The sequence below is a fragment of the Jiella sonneratiae genome (genome assembly GCF_017353515.1).
Taxonomy (GTDB): Bacteria; Pseudomonadota; Alphaproteobacteria; order Rhizobiales; family Rhizobiaceae; genus Jiella; species Jiella sonneratiae.
In genome coordinates this window covers 386779-402525 of the sequence record NZ_JAFMPY010000001.1, presented here as the reverse complement: position 1 = coordinate 402525, position 15747 = coordinate 386779, and the positions used below count along the sequence as shown (strand labels likewise).

15 protein-coding genes are annotated in these 15747 nt (G+C 69.2%); 10 read left to right on the top strand and 5 right to left on the bottom strand.

The genetic code is table 11. From position 1 onward, the window contains the following. The first annotated feature begins 31 nt into the window (after positions 1-31). The 9 genes from J1C47_RS01785 to J1C47_RS01745 all read left to right on the top strand — a co-directional run bounded on the left by J1C47_RS01785 (position 32) and on the right by J1C47_RS01745 (position 8313). A complete protein-coding gene (locus tag J1C47_RS01785) occupies positions 32-493 on the top strand; it encodes a flavin reductase (protein ID WP_207348994.1) in 462 nt (153 codons plus the stop codon). Between the two features lie 73 nt (positions 494-566). Further along, entirely contained in the window at positions 567-1490 is a 924-nt protein-coding gene (locus tag J1C47_RS01780; RefSeq protein WP_207348993.1) for an AAA family ATPase, read from the top strand. Beyond that, on the top strand, positions 1468-2754 hold the full coding sequence (locus J1C47_RS01775; RefSeq protein WP_207348992.1) for a vWA domain-containing protein: 1287 nt from the start codon (positions 1468-1470) through the stop codon (positions 2752-2754). The genes J1C47_RS01780 and J1C47_RS01775 overlap by 23 nt, the downstream gene beginning before the upstream one ends. 237 nt (positions 2755-2991) lie before the next feature. Beyond that, positions 2992-3321 carry an XdhC family protein gene (locus tag J1C47_RS01770; RefSeq protein ID WP_207348991.1) on the top strand — a complete coding sequence of 110 codons (330 nt, stop codon included), beginning with the start codon at positions 2992-2994 and terminating at the stop codon, positions 3319-3321. Next, positions 3321-4037 carry an XdhC family protein gene (locus J1C47_RS01765; RefSeq protein WP_207348990.1) on the top strand — a complete coding sequence of 239 codons (717 nt, stop codon included), beginning with the start codon at positions 3321-3323 and terminating at the stop codon, positions 4035-4037. Before J1C47_RS01770 ends, J1C47_RS01765 begins: the two co-directional genes overlap by 1 nt. Then, positions 4034-5662: an NTP transferase domain-containing protein gene (locus J1C47_RS01760; RefSeq protein ID WP_207348989.1), complete on the top strand. Its 1629-nt coding sequence runs from the start codon at positions 4034-4036 to the stop codon at positions 5660-5662. The genes J1C47_RS01765 and J1C47_RS01760 overlap by 4 nt, the downstream gene beginning before the upstream one ends. 228 nt (positions 5663-5890) lie before the next feature. Next, positions 5891-6529, top strand: coding sequence for a DedA family protein (locus tag J1C47_RS01755; protein ID WP_207348988.1), 639 nt, complete (start codon positions 5891-5893; stop codon positions 6527-6529). Between the two features lie 111 nt (positions 6530-6640). Next, positions 6641-7252, top strand: a complete 612-nt coding sequence (locus J1C47_RS01750; protein WP_207348987.1) for an MOSC domain-containing protein — start codon at positions 6641-6643, stop codon at positions 7250-7252. Then, the gene (locus J1C47_RS01745) at positions 7249-8313 is read left to right on the top strand and encodes an FUSC family protein (protein WP_207348986.1); all 1065 of its coding nucleotides are present in this window, start codon (positions 7249-7251) and stop codon (positions 8311-8313) included. Before J1C47_RS01750 ends, J1C47_RS01745 begins: the two co-directional genes overlap by 4 nt. Positions 8314-8864: 551 nt before the next feature. Here J1C47_RS01745 and J1C47_RS01740 read toward each other — a convergent pair. From J1C47_RS01740 to J1C47_RS01720, 5 genes are all read right to left on the bottom strand, one after another. Next, positions 8865-10394, bottom strand: a complete 1530-nt coding sequence (locus tag J1C47_RS01740) for a malonate--CoA ligase (protein ID WP_207348985.1) — start codon at positions 10392-10394, stop codon at positions 8865-8867. Then, complete coding sequence (locus J1C47_RS01735; RefSeq protein ID WP_207348984.1) at positions 10391-11746, bottom strand: malonyl-CoA decarboxylase; 1356 nt, start codon at positions 11744-11746, stop codon at positions 10391-10393. The genes J1C47_RS01740 and J1C47_RS01735 overlap by 4 nt, the downstream gene beginning before the upstream one ends. Continuing rightward, the gene (locus J1C47_RS01730; RefSeq protein ID WP_207348983.1) at positions 11743-13071 is read right to left on the bottom strand and encodes a TRAP transporter large permease subunit; all 1329 of its coding nucleotides are present in this window, start codon (positions 13069-13071) and stop codon (positions 11743-11745) included. The genes J1C47_RS01735 and J1C47_RS01730 overlap by 4 nt, the downstream gene beginning before the upstream one ends. Further along, on the bottom strand, positions 13068-13610 hold the full coding sequence (locus J1C47_RS01725) for a TRAP transporter small permease subunit (RefSeq protein WP_207348982.1): 543 nt from the start codon (positions 13608-13610) through the stop codon (positions 13068-13070). The genes J1C47_RS01730 and J1C47_RS01725 overlap by 4 nt, the downstream gene beginning before the upstream one ends. A 121-nt stretch (positions 13611-13731) precedes the next feature. Then, complete coding sequence (locus J1C47_RS01720) at positions 13732-14721, bottom strand: TRAP transporter substrate-binding protein (protein WP_207348981.1); 990 nt, start codon at positions 14719-14721, stop codon at positions 13732-13734. A 213-nt stretch (positions 14722-14934) separates the two neighbouring features. Here J1C47_RS01720 and J1C47_RS01715 point away from each other — a divergent pair, with 213 nt between their 5' ends. Further along, positions 14935-15582, top strand: coding sequence for a GntR family transcriptional regulator (locus tag J1C47_RS01715; protein WP_342591909.1), 648 nt, complete (start codon positions 14935-14937; stop codon positions 15580-15582). Positions 15583-15747: the final 165 nt, after the last annotated feature.

The window sequence follows — 15747 nt, the reverse complement described above, 5'->3', positions numbered from 1 at the left end:
GCGGACGGACCCGCGATCGTTTCGCGCCGCCATGACCCGCTTCGCCGCCTCGGTCCACGTCGTGACGACCGGCGGGGCCTCGGGGCAGCGCGGCGTGACGGTCACGTCGGCATGTTCTGTCTCCGACGATCCGGCGACGCTGCTCGTCTGCCTCAATCTCTCGAGCGCCGAGAACGCCTGGTTCGAGGAGAACGGCGTCTTTGCGGTCAACGTGCTCGCCGCGGCGGACGAGCCGCTCGCCCGCCTCTTCGCCGGCGAGGGCAGGCTCAGCCAGCGCGAGCGCTTCGCCCGCGGAAAATGGTCGACCGGCGTCAGCGGCGCGCCGCTGCTCGCCTCGGCGCTCGCCCGCTTCGACTGCCGGCTGATCGACGCCAAGGTGATCGCCACCCACAAGGTGCTGATCGGCGAGGTCGCGGACGTCCAGCTCGGCCCGTCGGCGCCGGCGCTCCTCTATCTCGACCGCAGCTTCCGCTCCCTGCCGGTGGCCGGATGACGCGGATGGACGATCAACAGGGCCGGGGGACGGGCGAAAGCGCGCCCGCGGCCACCCGCGAGACGACAGGGATTTGACGACCGTGACGAAGCTTCCCGCCTCGATCGACGAAACCGCGGCGCTGCTCGACCGCGCCGACTATCTGGCCGACCGGCCGCTGGCGACGGTGCTCTTCCTCGCGCTCAAGATGGGCCGGCCGCTGTTTCTCGAGGGCGAGGCCGGCGTCGGCAAGACCGAGATCGCCAAGGTGCTGGCGGCGGCGCTCGACCGGCCGCTGATCCGGCTGCAGTGCTACGAGGGCCTCGACGTCTCCTCGGCGCTCTACGAGTGGAACTACGCCGCGCAGATGATCGAGATCCGCCTCGCCGAGGCGAGCGGCGACACGGCGCGCGACGCGATGCGCTCGGAGATCTTCTCCGAACGCTTCCTGATCCGCCGGCCGATCCTCCAGGCGCTGGAGGCCGTCCCGGGCCGGGCGCCGGTGCTTCTCATCGACGAACTCGACCGGACCGACGAGGCCTTCGAGGCCTTCCTGCTCGAAATCCTCTCCGACAACCAGGTCACCATTCCAGAGCTCGGCACGATCCGCGCCGAGGAGCCGCCGATCGTCATCATCACCACCAACCGCACGAGAGAGATCCACGACGCCCTGAAGCGGCGCTGCCTCTATCACTGGGTCGACTATCCGAAGGCCGAGCGCGAGCTCGCCATCGTGCGTCGCAAGGCGCCGCGCGCCAACGAGGAACTTTCCGCCGAGCTCGTCGGCTTCGTGCAGCGGCTGCGGACGATCGACCTGTTCAAGGCCCCCGGCGTCGCCGAGACGATCGACTGGGCCAATGCGCTGACCGAACTCAACGCCGTGGCGCTCGATCCCGCCCACATCTCCGACACGCTCGGCGTGCTGCTCAAATATCAGGACGACATCGAGCGGCTGCAGAGCGGCGAGAGCCGGAAGATACTCGACGAGGTGAAGCGTGAGCTCGGCGCCGCCTCCTGAGCCCGCGGACGCGACGCTTGCCGGGCCGCGCCGTGCCGATCCGAACGGCCGGCTCGCCGACAACATCGCCTATTTCGCCCGCGCCTTGCGCCGGGCCGGGCTGAAGCTCGGCCCGGCGGCGACGCTCGACGCCATCGAGGCGGTGAAGGCGGCGGGCCTCGCCTCCCGCGACGACTTCTTCTGGACGCTGCATGCGACGCTGGTGTCGCGCCGCGAGGACGAGGCAGTGTTCGCCGAGGCGTTCCGGCTGTTCTGGCGCTCGCGCGAACTGATCGAGAAGATGATCGCGATGTTCTCGCCGACGGCGCCGCCGCGCGAGCGCGAGCCGGAGAAGAAGCGGGCAGGCGAAGACCGGGCGGCGGAAGGGCTGTTCGAGGGCGCCAAGGACCGCGTGACGAAACAGGACCGGCCGATCGTCGAGATCGACGCCAGCCTGACCGTATCCGGCGACGAGGTGCTGCGCAGGAAGGATTTCGCCCAGATGTCGGTCGCCGAACTCGCGGATGCCAAGCGCGCCATCGCCGCGCTCCGGCTGCCGCACGACGAGGTGGCGACGCGGCGTTACCGCCTCGACCCGCGCGGCGCGCGGATCGACGCGCGGGCGACGATGCGCGCCTCGATGCGCACCGGCGGCGATCTTCTCTTGCCGAAATTCGCCTCGCCGCGGACCCGCCACCCGCCCGTCGTGGTGATCGCCGACATCTCCGGTTCGATGAGCCAGTACACCCGCGTCTTCCTGCATTTTCTCCACGCGCTGACCGACGAGCGGCGGCGGGTCCAGACGTTTCTCTTCGGCACGCGGCTGACCAACGTCACGCGCCAGATGCGCCGCAGGGATCCCGACGAGGCGCTCGAGGAATGTGCCGGCACGGTGAAGGACTGGTCGGGCGGCACGCGCATCGCCGAGGCGCTGTCGACCTTCAACCGGGTCTGGTCGCGGCGGGTGCTCGGGCAGGGCGCCATCGTCATCCTGATCACCGACGGTCTCGAGCGCGACAGCGTCGGCGATCTCGAAAGGCAGATGGAGCGGCTGCACAAGTCCTGCCGGCGGCTGATCTGGCTGAACCCTCTCTTACGCTACGAGGGCTTCTCGGCCAAGGCGCGCGGGGTGAGGGCGATGCTCCCGCATGTCGACGAGTTTCGCTCGGTGCATTCGCTCGATGCGATGCGGGCGCTCTGCGAGGCTCTGTCGAGCGACCGGCCGATGGCCGAGACCGACCCCAGGCTGTGGCTGAAGGACGAAACGCTCGTCGCCGCCGCCTGACCCTTGCCGAGGGCGGGGCGGGGATCGACATAAGTCGAAACGACAGGTGCCCTGCGCCTCAACCCCCCTCTGCCCTGCCGGGCATCTCCCCCGCAAGGGGGGAGATCGGCCGACATGGACGTTGGCTCCCGCTGATCTCCCCCCTTGCGGGGGAGATGTCGGCGAAGCCGACAGAGGGGGGTGAATGGCGGAAGGGTCGACCCGCTGCAAATGACAGTGGGAAAGAGGATCTGACCAATGTCCGAAACTGCGATCGAACTCGACGTCCTGAAGACCGCCGAGCGCTGGGCCGGCGAAGGGCGCTCGCTGGCGCTTGCGACGGTGATCGAGACCTGGGGCTCAGCCCCGCGGCCGACCGGCAGCCACCTCGTCATCGATGCCGAGGGCAATTTCGAGGGCTCGGTGTCCGGCGGCTGCGTCGAGGGGGCGGTGGTCGCCGAGGCGATCGACGTCATCGAGGCAGGCGCGCCGAAGATCCTGGAATTCGGCGTCGCCGACGAGACCGCCTGGCGTGTCGGGCTGTCCTGCGGCGGCCGCATCCGCGTCTATGTCGAGCGGGTGGCCTGATGGACCGGACTCTTCTCGCCGCCCTCAACGAAGAACGCGCGGCGCGGCGTGCCGCCGTCGTGGTGACGGAGCTCGCCACCGGCCGGCAGCGGCTGGTGCGCGAGTCCGAAGTCGGCGGTGATCCGCTGGCCGATCCGATCGAGAAGGCGATCCGCTCCGGCAAGTCGGGGATCGCCGAGACCGGGGCGGGCGAGGTCTTCCTCAATGCCCATCTGCCGCCCGCCCGCATCGTCGCCATCGGCGCCGTCCATATCAGCCAGGCGCTCGCGCCCATGGCGAAGATCGCCGGCTTCGACTTCGAGATCATCGATCCGCGGACGGCCTTTGCCACCCCCGAGCGCTTCCCCGGCGCCGTGCTCACGGCCGAATGGCCCGAGGACGTTTTGAAGGCGCGGCCCCTCGACGCCTACACGGCGGTCTGCGTCATCACCCACGATCCGAAGATCGACGACCATCCGTTGATTTCGGCGCTGAAGGCCGGCTGCTTCTACGTCGGCGCGCTGGGCAGCCGGAAGACCCATGCGCGGCGGGTGGAGCGGCTGATCGGGGCCGGCATCCCGCAATCCTCGATCGACAGGATCGAAGCCCCGATCGGTGCCGACATCGGCGCCTCGACACCCGGCGAGATCGCCGTCGCGATCCTCGCCTCGGTGATCGAGGCGTTCCGCAAGCGCAAGATGTTCGCCGAGCGGCGCGGTGAAAAGGAGCCTGCATGAGGTTCGGGCAGCTTCCGACGCGGGAAGCCGAAGGGGCGCTGCTGGCCCATTCGCAAGCGGTCGCCACGGGCCGCATCGCCAAGGGAACGCGGCTGTCGGCCGGCGACATCGAGGCTCTCGCGGAGGCGGGAATCGCCGCCGTCGTGGCGGCGAGGCTCGATGCGGACGACCTTGCCGAGGACGAGGCGGCGGCGCGCATCGGCGCGGCGCTCGGCGGATCGGGCCTGTCGGTCGCGGGCGCCGCGACCGGCCGCGTCAACGTCTTCGCCGAGGCGGCGGGCCTGTTTATGCCCGACCGCGCCGTCGTCGACCGCATTAACGCCGTCGACCCCTCGATCACCCTTGCGACCCTCGGCGAATTCGAGCCGGTGGGGCCCGGCCGGATGGTCGCGACGGTGAAGATCATTCCGCTCGCCGTCGCGGGCGGCTCCGTCGAGGCCGTGCTGAAGGTGCTCGCCGAAGGTCCCGCCTTCCGGCTCGCGCCCTTTCGGGCCCGCAAGGTCGCGCTGATCCAGACCGAGCTCGCCGGAACCCGCCCGAAGACGCTGGACAAGACCCGGCGGATCACCGACGCGAGGCTTTCGCCCTCGGGCTCCTCGGTCGTCGGCGAGACCCGCACGGCCCACGAGGCACAAGCGCTGGCGCAACGCCTCAAGGAGGTGGACGACGCCGATCTCGTGCTCGTCTTCGGCGCCTCCGCCGTGATCGACGAGGACGATGTCGTGCCCGCGGCCATCCGCCTCGCCGGCGGCAGGGTGGACCACCTCGGCATGCCGGTCGATCCCGGCAATCTCCTGCTGCTCGGGGCGCTCGGCGGCCGGCCGGTCGTCGGCGCGCCGGGCTGCGCCCGCAGCCCGAAGGAGAACGGTTTCGATTGGATTATCAACCGTTTGCTGGCGGATCTTCCGGTGTCGGGTGAAGACATCCGCAAGATGGGCGTCGGCGGCCTCTTGATGGAGATCGCCTCGCGGCCGCGGCCGCGCGAGGGCGAGCGGAAAGAGGATGGCGACGGCGAGGCGGACGATCCCTCGGTGGACATCGTCGTGCTCGCCGCGGGCAAGTCCAGCCGCATGGGCGGGACGAACAAGCTGCTCGCCGCCTTCGACGGCAAGCCGCTCGTCCGCCGTTCCGTCGAGACCGCGCTGGCGGCGCGCAACGCCGCGAGCGTGCATGTCGTCGTCGGTCACATGCGCGCCGACGTCGTGGCGGCTCTCGATGGCCTCGACGTCCAGATCGTGGGCAATCCCAACTATTCGGACGGGCTGTCGACCTCCGTCAAGGCGGGCTTCCTCGCCGCCCGGGAGGCCGACGGCATCCTCGTCATGCTGGCCGACCAGCCGCTCCTCACCGGCAAGGACCTCGACCGCCTGATCGCCGCCTTCACGGGCAAGGGCAGGGGCGCGATCGTCGCCGCCTGCGACCGCGGCGAGCGGCGCAATCCGGTGATCCTGTCGCGGCAGTTCGCCGATGCGGTCGATGCGCTCTCCGGCGACGTCGGTGCGGCGCGGATCATCGCCGCCAACCCGGACGCGCTGATCGAGATCGACATCGGCCCCGCAGCGAGCCTCGACGTCGACACGCCGGAAGCACTGGAAGCGGCGGGTGGACGGCTGGATCGCGGCTGAGCGTCGCGAGCCCGCGCGATCTCTTTCTCCGATGCCCTGCGACGGTTCGTCGGACGGATCGTCCGGTCGGCGGGGCGATGGCTTCCGGCACGACCGGCCTACCCCAGGGGGCCACACCCCGGTGCGCCACACCCCGAGCGGCGATGGAACGAACGTCGCTGCTGCTGCCTTGCATGCCGGACGGGAGCCGTCACCGGATTTTTGCACGAGACGAGGAGCGATGCGGCAATGGACGACGTCGTCCGGACGATCATGAGCGATTTCGGGGTCTTCGGGATCGGCCTCCTGATGTTTCTCGAAAACGTCTTTCCGCCGATCCCCTCGGAACTGATCATGCCGCTCGCCGGCTACCAGTCGGCCAAGGGCGAGATGTCGCTCTTCTCCGTGGTCGCGTCGGGGACGATCGGCTCGCTCCTCGGCGTCGTTCCCTGGTACTATGCCGGGCACGCCCTCGGCGAGCGGCGGATGACGCGCCTCGCCGCGCGGCACGGCCGCTGGCTGACGCTGTCGCCCGCCGATGTCGAGCGGGCCAATGTCTGGTTCCGGCGCCGCGGCGCCACGGCCGTGCTCTTCGGCCGCCAGCTGCCGACGGTCCGCACCCTGATCTCCGTGCCTGCCGGCATCGCGCACATGCCGATGCCGACGTTCCTCCTCTACTCGGCGATCGGCAGTGCGGTCTGGACGGCGATGCTGACCGTCGTCGGCTATCTGCTCGGCCAGCAATACGAGGTGGTCGGCGCCTATGTCGGCCCGGTCTCGAACGTCGTCATCGTGGCGATCGCGGCGATTTATATCTACCGGGTCGCGACCTATTCCCCGGAAGCGGCGAAGACCGGCGACGAGGCGGCCGAGGATCCGCGCTACTAGGTCCGATCCCGCCGCAAGCCGCCGGCGCGGCCCGGTCCGCGGGGATGCCGGCCTTGTGCGCGATCGTTTCCTGCGCGAGACAGGGCAGAGACGTCATCAGGAGAGGCGGCCATGGGCCAGACCATGCTTCCCGGCTTCGAACTGCCGCAGATCACCCCGGCGCGCCGGCTGAAGGGCACCGTCGCCGGGCTCTACCGGACCTTCGGCGCGGGGTTCGAGACGCACGCCGTCGAGACCCTCGCGCTCGGTTTCGACGGCATCGCCGGCGACGTCCATGGCGGTGGGACGCGGCGCTCCGGCGGGCGCGAGCCCTGGTACGAGCGCGGGACCGAGATCCGCAACGAGCGCCAGCTGTCGATCCTCTCTCCTGACGAATTGGCGGCCGTCGCGAAGGCGCTCGGCATTGCCGAGATCCGGCCGGAATGGATCGGCGGCAACCTCCTCGTCGAGGGCATCGCGCAGCTCTCGCTGCTGCCGCCGCGCACGCTCCTGTTCTTCGAAAGCGGGGTGACGGTGAAGGTGGACGGCGACAACGGCCCCTGCCGGTTCGCCGGCCGCGCGGTCGCCGCGAAGGCCGGCGGCGGCACGGATGTCGAGCTCGGCTTCGTCCCGGCGGCGAAGAAGCGCCGCGGGCTCGTCGCCTGGGTCGAGAAGCCCGGCACGATCCGCACCGGCGAAAGCTTCGAGGCGCGGCTTCCCGAACAGTGGATCTACGGCGGATGAGCGCGGATGCCGGCCGGCCGGCGGCCCGTTCGCCCGCCGAGGGCAGGCCCGGCGGGGCCGGCGGCACGCCGACGGCCGGGCAGCGTTTCGTCGACGTCTTGCGCGGGACCATCCGTATCTCCGGCCAGCCGATGCCGTGGAAGGCCGTCGCCGCGACGATGATCGCCGCGGCGCTGCCGCCGGTCGTCTGCGGCTTCCTGTTCGGCAAGCTGGCGATCGCCGCACTCATCGCCGCCATGTCGGCGCATCTCGCCTCCAAGGACGTGCGCTCCGGCAGCGCCGGCCTGATCGTCTTCGCCACCGGGCTCGCCGGCTTCGTCTGTCTCGGCAATCGCGACATGACGCTTTTGGTCGCCCCGATGGTCGGGATCGCGGCGGCGACGGCCGGCCATTACGGCTTCGCGCGGCCGGTGGTCCGCGGTCTGATCTTCTGGACGATCTTCACGAGTTCGCTGATGCCGGCGGACCGGCCGGAAGCGCTGTTCCTCGTCTACTGCCTGTCGATGATCTGGAGTCTCGTCGTCACCCGGCTCGCCGGCCTCGCCGCGACGCTGCCGCCCGAGGAGGCGACCTCGAGCCATTACAGCGCCGTCTTCGGGGCGGTCTTCGCCACCGGCCTCGTTATCTCGGTCTATGTCGGCCAGCGGCATTTCGGCGCCCACGGCTTCTGGTTTCCGCTGACCTTCGTCGCGCTCTGCCTGCCGCCGCACGGACAGCTCTTCTCGCGCACCTGGCAGCGCGGCGTCGGCACCGTCCTCGGCACGCTCGCCCTGTTAGCCGTTGCGGCGATCACCACCGACCCGTGGTGGATCGCGCCGATCGGCCTCGTCACCCTGCCGCTCGGCTTCCGGATCCTGCCGATGAGCTATACCGGTTTCATCGCCTGCCTGACGGTGACCGTCCTCGCCTTCCTGAACATCGCGACGCCCTTCGAGACGCTCGCTTTCGAGCGGCTGGCGACGATGGGCGCGGCGGCGGCGATGATGGTGCCGCTGGCGGCGCTCGGGGCGCTTGCGCTGTGGCTGGTCAGGCCGCAGGCGCTGAAGGCGCTGCAGGAGTGAGGGAGGGTGGCCGAGCGAAGGGGCCGCGTGTTCCGCGACAACGGCGCTCCGACGAGACGCCACGACATCGAAGCCTCGTCATCCCGGCCTCGAGCCGGGATCCATGCCAAGCCATCTCCGCGGATCTTCGGGTGCAAGGCGGTCGGGCCCCTCCTGCCGCCGACAGGCGCGGAGATGCGGAGGCATGGCCGAGCGATGGGGCCGTTTTCCGCGACAACGGCGCTCCGAAGAGACGCGGCGACATCGAAGCCTCGTCATCCCGGCCTCGAGCCGGGATCCATGCCAAGCCATCTCCGCGGATCATCGGGTGCAAGGCGGTCGGGCTCTTCCTGCTGCCGACAGGCGCGGAGATACGGAGGCATGGATCCCGGGTCAGGCCCGGGATGACGACCAGGTGAGACGTCGGGGACCTCTTTGCGGAAGCTGCAGCCGGCCAGGTGGGCCCCCTGTGTTGCGATTTCTATCGGCTGGCCCCTGCGCGCGGCCAAACCGACGAAATCGCTTTTCTCCCGCCGGGAAAGGGGACGCCCGCCGCCCAGGTGCTACGCCCCTCACCCGCCGGCGAAAAGGTCCTTGTAGTCCTCGCGCAGGACGTTCTTCTGCACCTTGCCCATGGTGTTGCGCGGCAGTTCGTCGACGAAGACGATGCGCTTCGGCTGCTTGAAGCGGGCGAGCCTGTCCTTCAGCGCGGCGATGACCGCCGCCTCCTCCAGCGGCTTCGAGGCGACCACGCAGCCGACGACGCCCTCGCCGAAGTCCTTGTGCGGAACGCCGATGACGGCGCTCTCGACGACGCCGTCGAGCTCGTCGATGACGAGTTCGACCTCCTTCGGATAGACGTTGTAGCCGCCGGTGATGACGAGATCCTTGCCGCGGCCGACGATGGTGACGTAGCCGTCGGCGTCGACGAAGCCGAGGTCGCCGGTGATGAAGAAGCCGTCGGCGCGGAACTCCGAGGCGGTCTTTTCCGGCATCTGCCAGTAGCCGGAAAAGACGTTCGGCCCCTTCACCTCGATCACCCCGATCTCACCGTCCGGCAGGATCTCGCCGCTCTCCGGCTCGGCGATCCGGAGCTGCGTGCCCTCGAGCGGAAAGCCGACCGTGCCGGCGCGCCTTTCGCCGTCATAGGGGTTGGAGGTGTTCATGTTGGTCTCGGTCATGCCGTAGCGCTCGAGGATGCGCTGGCCGGTCCGCGCCTCGAAGGCGCGGTGCGTCTCGGCGAGAAGCGGCGCCGAGCCCGAGGTGAAGAGCCGCATGTGGGCGGTGGTTTCCCGGTTCAGCCGCGCGTCGGCGAGGAGCCGGGTGTAGAAGGTCGGAACGCCCATCATCGCGGTCGACCCGCCGAGATGTTCGAACACCGCGTCGGGATCGAACTTCAGTAGGAAGATCAGCGATCCGCCGGCGATCGTCACCGTGTTCGAGGCGACGAACAGGCCGTGGGTGTGGAAGATCGGCAGCGCGTGGAGAAGCACGTCGTCCCTGGTGAACGCCCAGGTCTTCTGCAGCACCTCGGCATTCGACAGAAGATTGGCGTGGCTCAGCATCGCGCCCTTCGAGCGCCCGGTCGTGCCGGAAGTATAGAGGATTGCGGCGAGGTCCTCCGGGCCGCGGGCGACGGTCTCGAAGCTTTCAGGCGCGGCCAGCGCCTTGTCGCTCAGCGAGCCGGCACTCTCGTCCGGCGAGCGCCACACGCCGAGGGTTTCGAGCGCGGCGCCGGCCTTGGCGGCAACCTCCGCCAGGGCGTCCCGCTTCTTCGGATCGCAGACGAAGACGGCGGGCTTGGCGTCGCCGAGGAAATAGTCGATCTCGGTCGGCGTATAGGCGGTGTTGAGCGGCAGGAACACGCCCCCCGCCCGCACGGTGCCGAGATAGAGCATCAGCGCTTCGATCGACTTTTCGACCTGGACGGCGACCCGGTCGCCGGATTCGACGCCGAGGCCGGCGAGCACGTTGGCGAAGCGCGCCGAGACGGCGTCGACGTCGGCGTAGGAATAGGAGCGGCCGTCGGGCAGGAGCGCGAAGCGGCGCTGCGGATCGCGCCGTCCGGTGGCGAGCAGCCCGTCGAAAAGCGTGTTGGTCATGCGACGTCCTTCAGTGTGTGTCCGCCGCGGCCGGGCAGGAGGCCGGTGACGGCGCGGCTCGCGGCGATCTCCGCCTCGGCGGCATAGGCCTCGTGCCGCTGCTCGACCTTCGGCAGGTCGTAGAGATAGTTGACCATGAGACCATGGGCCTGGGAAAGGCCGCGGCGCGACGGGTCGCCGAGATGCATGATGCGGTTCAGCATCGCGCCGTTGCCGAGATGGAAGCGGGCGACCGGGTCCTGCGGCTGTCCGTCGGCGCGCTTGGCCCGCAGGAAGTAGCGGGCGGCGAGCGACAGGACGCCGCCCCGCGCCTCCTCGACCTTCGTCGGATCGGCCTGCCAGTCGGTCTCGGCGAGGATTTCGATCGCGCGCTTTTCGCCCGGCTCGAGGCGCTCGCGCAAATCCTTCGGCAGCGCCTCGATCCAGGCGGCGAAGCCGGGGACGGGCGAGAGCGTGACGAAGGTCCTGAGATCGGGGAAGTGCTCCTTCAGGTCCTCTGCCACCTGCTTGATCAGGAACGAGCCGAAAGAGACGCTGGCAAGCCCTCTGTGGCAGTTGGAGATCGAATAGAAGACGGCGGTCTGGGCGTCCTCGGCGGCGATGATCGGCCGCGTCGGATCGAGCACCGCGGCGATCGAGGCGGGGATTTCGTCGGTCAGCGCCACCTCGACGAAGATCAGCGGGTCGTCGGGGATCGAGGGGTGGAAGAAGGCGAAGCAGCGCCGGTCGGCGGGCGCGAGGCGCTGGCGAAGCTCGTCCCAGTTGCCGATGGCATGGACGGCCTCGTACTGGATGATCTTCTCGAGGATCGAGGCGGGGGTGTTCCAGTCGATCGGCCGCAGCATCAGGAAGCCGCGGTTGAACCACGACTGGAAGAGGTGCCGCAGGTCCTCGTCAACCGGGCCGAGCCGGGAAGGATCCTGCCGGACCAGCGGCAACAGCCGCTCGCGCAGCTTGACGAGTTCGGCGGTGCCGCCCGGCGCGAGGTTCAGCCGCCGGAACAGCTCCTGGCGCGGCGGCTCGGCGGCATGCTGCAGCCGGCCGAGCGTCGCCGGGTTCGGATCGGTGGCATAGGCGCCGGCGGCCTCGGCGAGTTCGACCGGATCGGGGGCGAACTCCTCCGCCAGCATGTGGAAGAACCGCTTGATCTTCTTTTCGTCGAGACCGCGGATGCCGTTGATCACATCGGCCGCCATGCGGACGCCCGTCGCCTCGCCGCGCGAGGAGACGAGACGGTGGCAGAGCGCGGCGATCTCGGGCACGTCGATCCCCTGCGGCGCCTCCTCGCCGGAAAACCAGGAGCGGGCGCCGATCGAGGCGAGCAGGTCCGACAGGAGCGAGACGCGGCTCATCTGGCAGCTCCCATGACATAGTCCGGCAGGAACAGCGCGATCTGAGGAAACAGGCAGAGCACCACGATGCCGAGCACCATGCAGAGGACATAGGGCAGGGACCCGCGCAGGATCTGGGCGAGGGTGATGTCCGGCGCGATGCCGTTGATCACGTAGAGATTGAGGCCGACCGGCGGGGTGATCAGGCCGATCTCCATGTTGATCGTCAGGATCACGGCGAACCAGTACGGGTCGAAGCCGGCATTGGTGATGATCGGCAGAAGGATCGGCGCGGTCATCAGGATCACCCCCACCGGCGGCAGGAAGAAGCCCGCCACCAGCAGGAACAGGTTGATCACCGCCATCAGCACCCAGCGGTTCACCTCGAGGTCGGCGATCGCCTGCGCCACCGTCTGGGTGACGAACATCGACGACAGGGCGAAGGCGAAGAGATCGGCCGCCCCGATGATCAGCATGATCATCACGCTTTCCTTGAGCGTGTCGCGGAAGATCACCTGCATGTTCGAGAATTTCCAGGCCCGCGAGAACACGCCGTAGATCACCGCGACGAGGACCAGGCAGAACAGCGCGCCGACGCCGGCGGCTTCCGACGGCGTCGCGACGCCCCCGTAGAGCACGTAGAGGACGCCGACGATGATCGCGAGGAACGGCAGGACGCGCGGCAGAGCGGCGAAGCGATCGGCCATCGAGAAGCTCTGGGTCAGCTCGGAGAGACCCAGCCCGCGCCGCCGGCAGGCGATGATCGTCCAGGCCATGAAGAACACCGTCAGCATCAGACCGGGCAGGAGCCCCGCCAGGAACAGCCGGCCGATCGAGGTCTCCGTCGCGATGCCGTAGACGATCATCGTCACGGATGGGGGAATGAGGATGCCGAGCGTACCGCCGGCGGCGATCGAGCCGGCGGCGATCTCCGCCGGATAGCCGCGCTGGCGCATCTCCGGAATGCCCATCTTGCCGATCGCCGCGCAGGTGGCGGGCGAGGAGCCGGACAGCGCGGCGAAGATCGAGCAAGCGCCGAGATTGGACAGGACGAGGCCGCCGGGGACGCGGTTCAGCCAGCGGTCCAGCGCCTCGTAGAGATCCTTGCCGGCGGGCGAGGAGGCGACCGCCGCGCCCATCAGGATGAACATCGGCACGGCGACGAGGCTGAAGGGCGAGAGATAGCCGAAGAACTGCTCGCCGACGGTTTCGAGGAAGAACCCGCCATAGACCGAATAGAGCGCGCCGAAGGCGACGAGGCCGAGGGCGAAGGCGATGGGCGTGCCGATCGCCAGAAGGCCGAGCAGCGCGACGAGCATCACCAGGCCGGAAGAGAGCGGCGTCACGGGCGGGCCTCGTCGGTGGTGTCGGCAAAGAGGACGGAATGCTCGGCGACGGGCTCGCCGCCGTCGAGCAGGAGGCGCATGATCTCGGCGACATATTGCAGCGCCAGGAGCACGGTGCCGACCGGCATCGGCAGGAGCGGCATCCACAGCGGCACGGCCCAGACGGTGTCGCTGGTCCAGCCGCCGCTCCATGCCTCCTCGAAATGCAGCCAGCCGGCATAGGCGAGAAGCGCGACGAAGAAGAGCGAGAGCAGCGCCGAGAGGATCTGCATCGCCGCCCGCAGCCGCCGCGCCGCGGCCATCTGCAGGATGTCGACGTTGACGTGGCCCTTGACGGTCAGCACCCAGGGCGCGCCGAGAAAGGTCGCCGCGACGATCGCATAGGCGGTGTATTCGGTCTGCCAGACGGTGGACCAGCCGAGCGCGTAGCGCACGAAGACCATGTGGCTGACGGAGAGGACGGCGGACAGGAGCATGATGCCGGCGAGGACGCCGACAGCGCGCGAGACAGCCGTGATCGCCGAGATGTAGAGGCGCATGTTCACATTCTTCCGGACAGTGCGGCCCGCGCAAGCGCCGTGACGGCGGGACCCTCGCCCGCCGGCTGCGATCGGCCCGGGCCGCCCCGTTCGGCGCGGCCCGGGCCCTGGAGAACGGGCGTCACTCGACGGCGAGCGCCTCGTCGATCAGCTTCTTGCCGTTCGGCACCTTCTCGGCGAAGTTCTTGTAGGAGGTCTCCTTGGCGATCTTCAGCCAAGCGTCGTAGTTCTCCTTCGACATGGTTGTGACCTCGACGCCGTTGTCCTTGTAGATTTTGACGAGCTCGTCATCGAGCTTCTTCGCCTCGCCGGCGAAATAGTCCTGCGCGACCTTGCCGGCGGCCATGACCGCCTTCTGCTGCTTCTCGTCGAGGCGGTCGAAGCTGCGCTTCGACATCAGGATCGGCTCGTACATGAACCACAGGGCGTTCTCGCCCGGTGCCGTCAGGCACTTGGCGACTTCGTAGATGCGGTAGGAGACCAGCGAGCCGGACGAGGTGTTGGCACCGGTGAGGACGTTCTGCTGCATGCCGGTGTAGATTTCCGAAGAGGGCATCGAGGAGATCGACGCCCCGGCGCCGACCAGCATCTCCTCGAAGGCGGGGCCGGCGGCCCGCAGCACCTGGCCCTTCGCCGTGTCCGGCGCGGTGACGCATTCCTTCGACGAGACGAAGCCGCCGGCGAGCCAGGCGTCGGAAAGGACGATCGCGCCGGCCTTCTCGACCTCGGCCTTGATGTCGTCCATGAACGGCGAATCGTTCAGCCGCGCGGCGCGCTCGTGGCTGCCGACCAGGCCGGGCATCAGCGTCGCCGAAAAGGCCGGATGGCGGCCGGAGGCATAGTCGAGCGGGAAGGCGGTGATGTCGACCTGGCCCTTGGTGACGGCGCCCCACTGATCCTTCGCCTTGAACAGCGACTCGCCGGGGAAGACCTGCAGCTTCAGGCCCACGTCGGCCTTTTCCAGTTCCTTGCCGATGAGCTGCACCATCTCGTCGCGCACGTCGCCCTTGCCGCCGGGCCACTGGTGCGAGGCGCGCAGCGTCATGTCGGCGGCAAAGGCCGACGTCGTCAGCGCGAGGCCGCAGATCGTCGAAAGCAGCAGTTTCTTCATGGGTCGTTCCTCCCGGTTCGGTTGCGAGGCTCCTCCAAGCCCTGCATCGTACCAACATCGGCTTGCACACCGTGTCAAGGAAATTGTATACGATATTCGGGCACGAACGGCGCAATTCCATCCATGCAGAGACGGTCAGACCAATCCGCAGCCACGCTGGTGGCCGACCCGCCCGAGGCGGAGGTTTCTCCCCGCCGGCCGCCGGCCGGGCGCGTGAAATCGGCGGAGATCCGCGACATTCTCGAACAGGAGATCGCCACCGGCGAGCGCCACGCCGGCGAGCGGCTCGACGAGCAGGCCGTCGCCGCCCGCTTCGGCGTGTCGCGCACGCCGGTGCGCGAGGCGATCAACCAGCTCGCCTCGGCCGGCCTCGTCGCTTTGATCCCCAATCGCGGCGCCTTCGTCCGGGAGACCGGGCTCGGCGAACTGGTCGAAATGTTCGAGGTGATGGCGGAACTCGAGGCGATGGCCGGCCGACTCGCCGCGCGGCGCGTCGATCCGAAGCGGCGCGTGCAGCTCGCGGAGGCGCTCGCCGCCTGCCAGAGCGCGGCGGAAAGGAACGAGAGCGACGCCTATTACTACGAGAACGAACGCTTCCACGAGGCGATCTACGACGCCTGCGGCAACGGCTTCCTCGCCGCCGAGGCGCGGCGACTGCATCAGCGCCTCAAGGCGTTCCGCCGGCTGCAGCTCAGGGTGCCGCATCGCATGCGCCAGTCGCTGGCCGAGCATCGGCGGATCGTGGCGGCGATCGAGGCGGGGGACGGCGAGACTGCCGAGGCCGAACTGAAGAGCCACATCCTCGTTCAGGGCGAGCGGTTCGCCGACCTCGTGGCCAGCCTGAAGCCGAAGCAAGGCTGAGGCGGCTCGGCCGCCGGGGAGCGGCCGGAGTTCCGGCGATCAGGCGCTGTCACGGTCTTGTGAGGCGACGCGCGGCGCGGGACGTGCGGAACTCGTCGCGTTTTTCTTCCGCTGCGGAAGTCCGGCCGGTGCCGGCCGTCCGCCAACCCCAGCGCCCTGGATCGT

Coding starts and splice junctions, on each gene's coding strand:
- J1C47_RS01785 (WP_207348994.1), top strand. CDS start 32: ATGACCCGCTTCGCCGCCTCGGTCCACGTCGTGACGACCGGCGGGGCC.
- J1C47_RS01770 (WP_207348991.1), top strand. CDS start 2,992: ATGTCCGAAACTGCGATCGAACTCGACGTCCTGAAGACCGCCGAGCGC.
- J1C47_RS01765 (WP_207348990.1), top strand. CDS start 3,321: ATGGACCGGACTCTTCTCGCCGCCCTCAACGAAGAACGCGCGGCGCGG.
- J1C47_RS01760 (WP_207348989.1), top strand. CDS start 4,034: ATGAGGTTCGGGCAGCTTCCGACGCGGGAAGCCGAAGGGGCGCTGCTG.
- J1C47_RS01755 (WP_207348988.1), top strand. CDS start 5,891: ATGGACGACGTCGTCCGGACGATCATGAGCGATTTCGGGGTCTTCGGG.
- J1C47_RS01750 (WP_207348987.1), top strand. CDS start 6,641: ATGGGCCAGACCATGCTTCCCGGCTTCGAACTGCCGCAGATCACCCCG.
- J1C47_RS01745 (WP_207348986.1), top strand. CDS start 7,249: ATGAGCGCGGATGCCGGCCGGCCGGCGGCCCGTTCGCCCGCCGAGGGC.
- J1C47_RS01740 (WP_207348985.1), bottom strand. CDS start 10,394: ATGACCAACACGCTTTTCGACGGGCTGCTCGCCACCGGACGGCGCGAT.
- J1C47_RS01735 (WP_207348984.1), bottom strand. CDS start 11,746: ATGAGCCGCGTCTCGCTCCTGTCGGACCTGCTCGCCTCGATCGGCGCC.
- J1C47_RS01725 (WP_207348982.1), bottom strand. CDS start 13,610: ATGCGCCTCTACATCTCGGCGATCACGGCTGTCTCGCGCGCTGTCGGC.
- J1C47_RS01720 (WP_207348981.1), bottom strand. CDS start 14,721: ATGAAGAAACTGCTGCTTTCGACGATCTGCGGCCTCGCGCTGACGACG.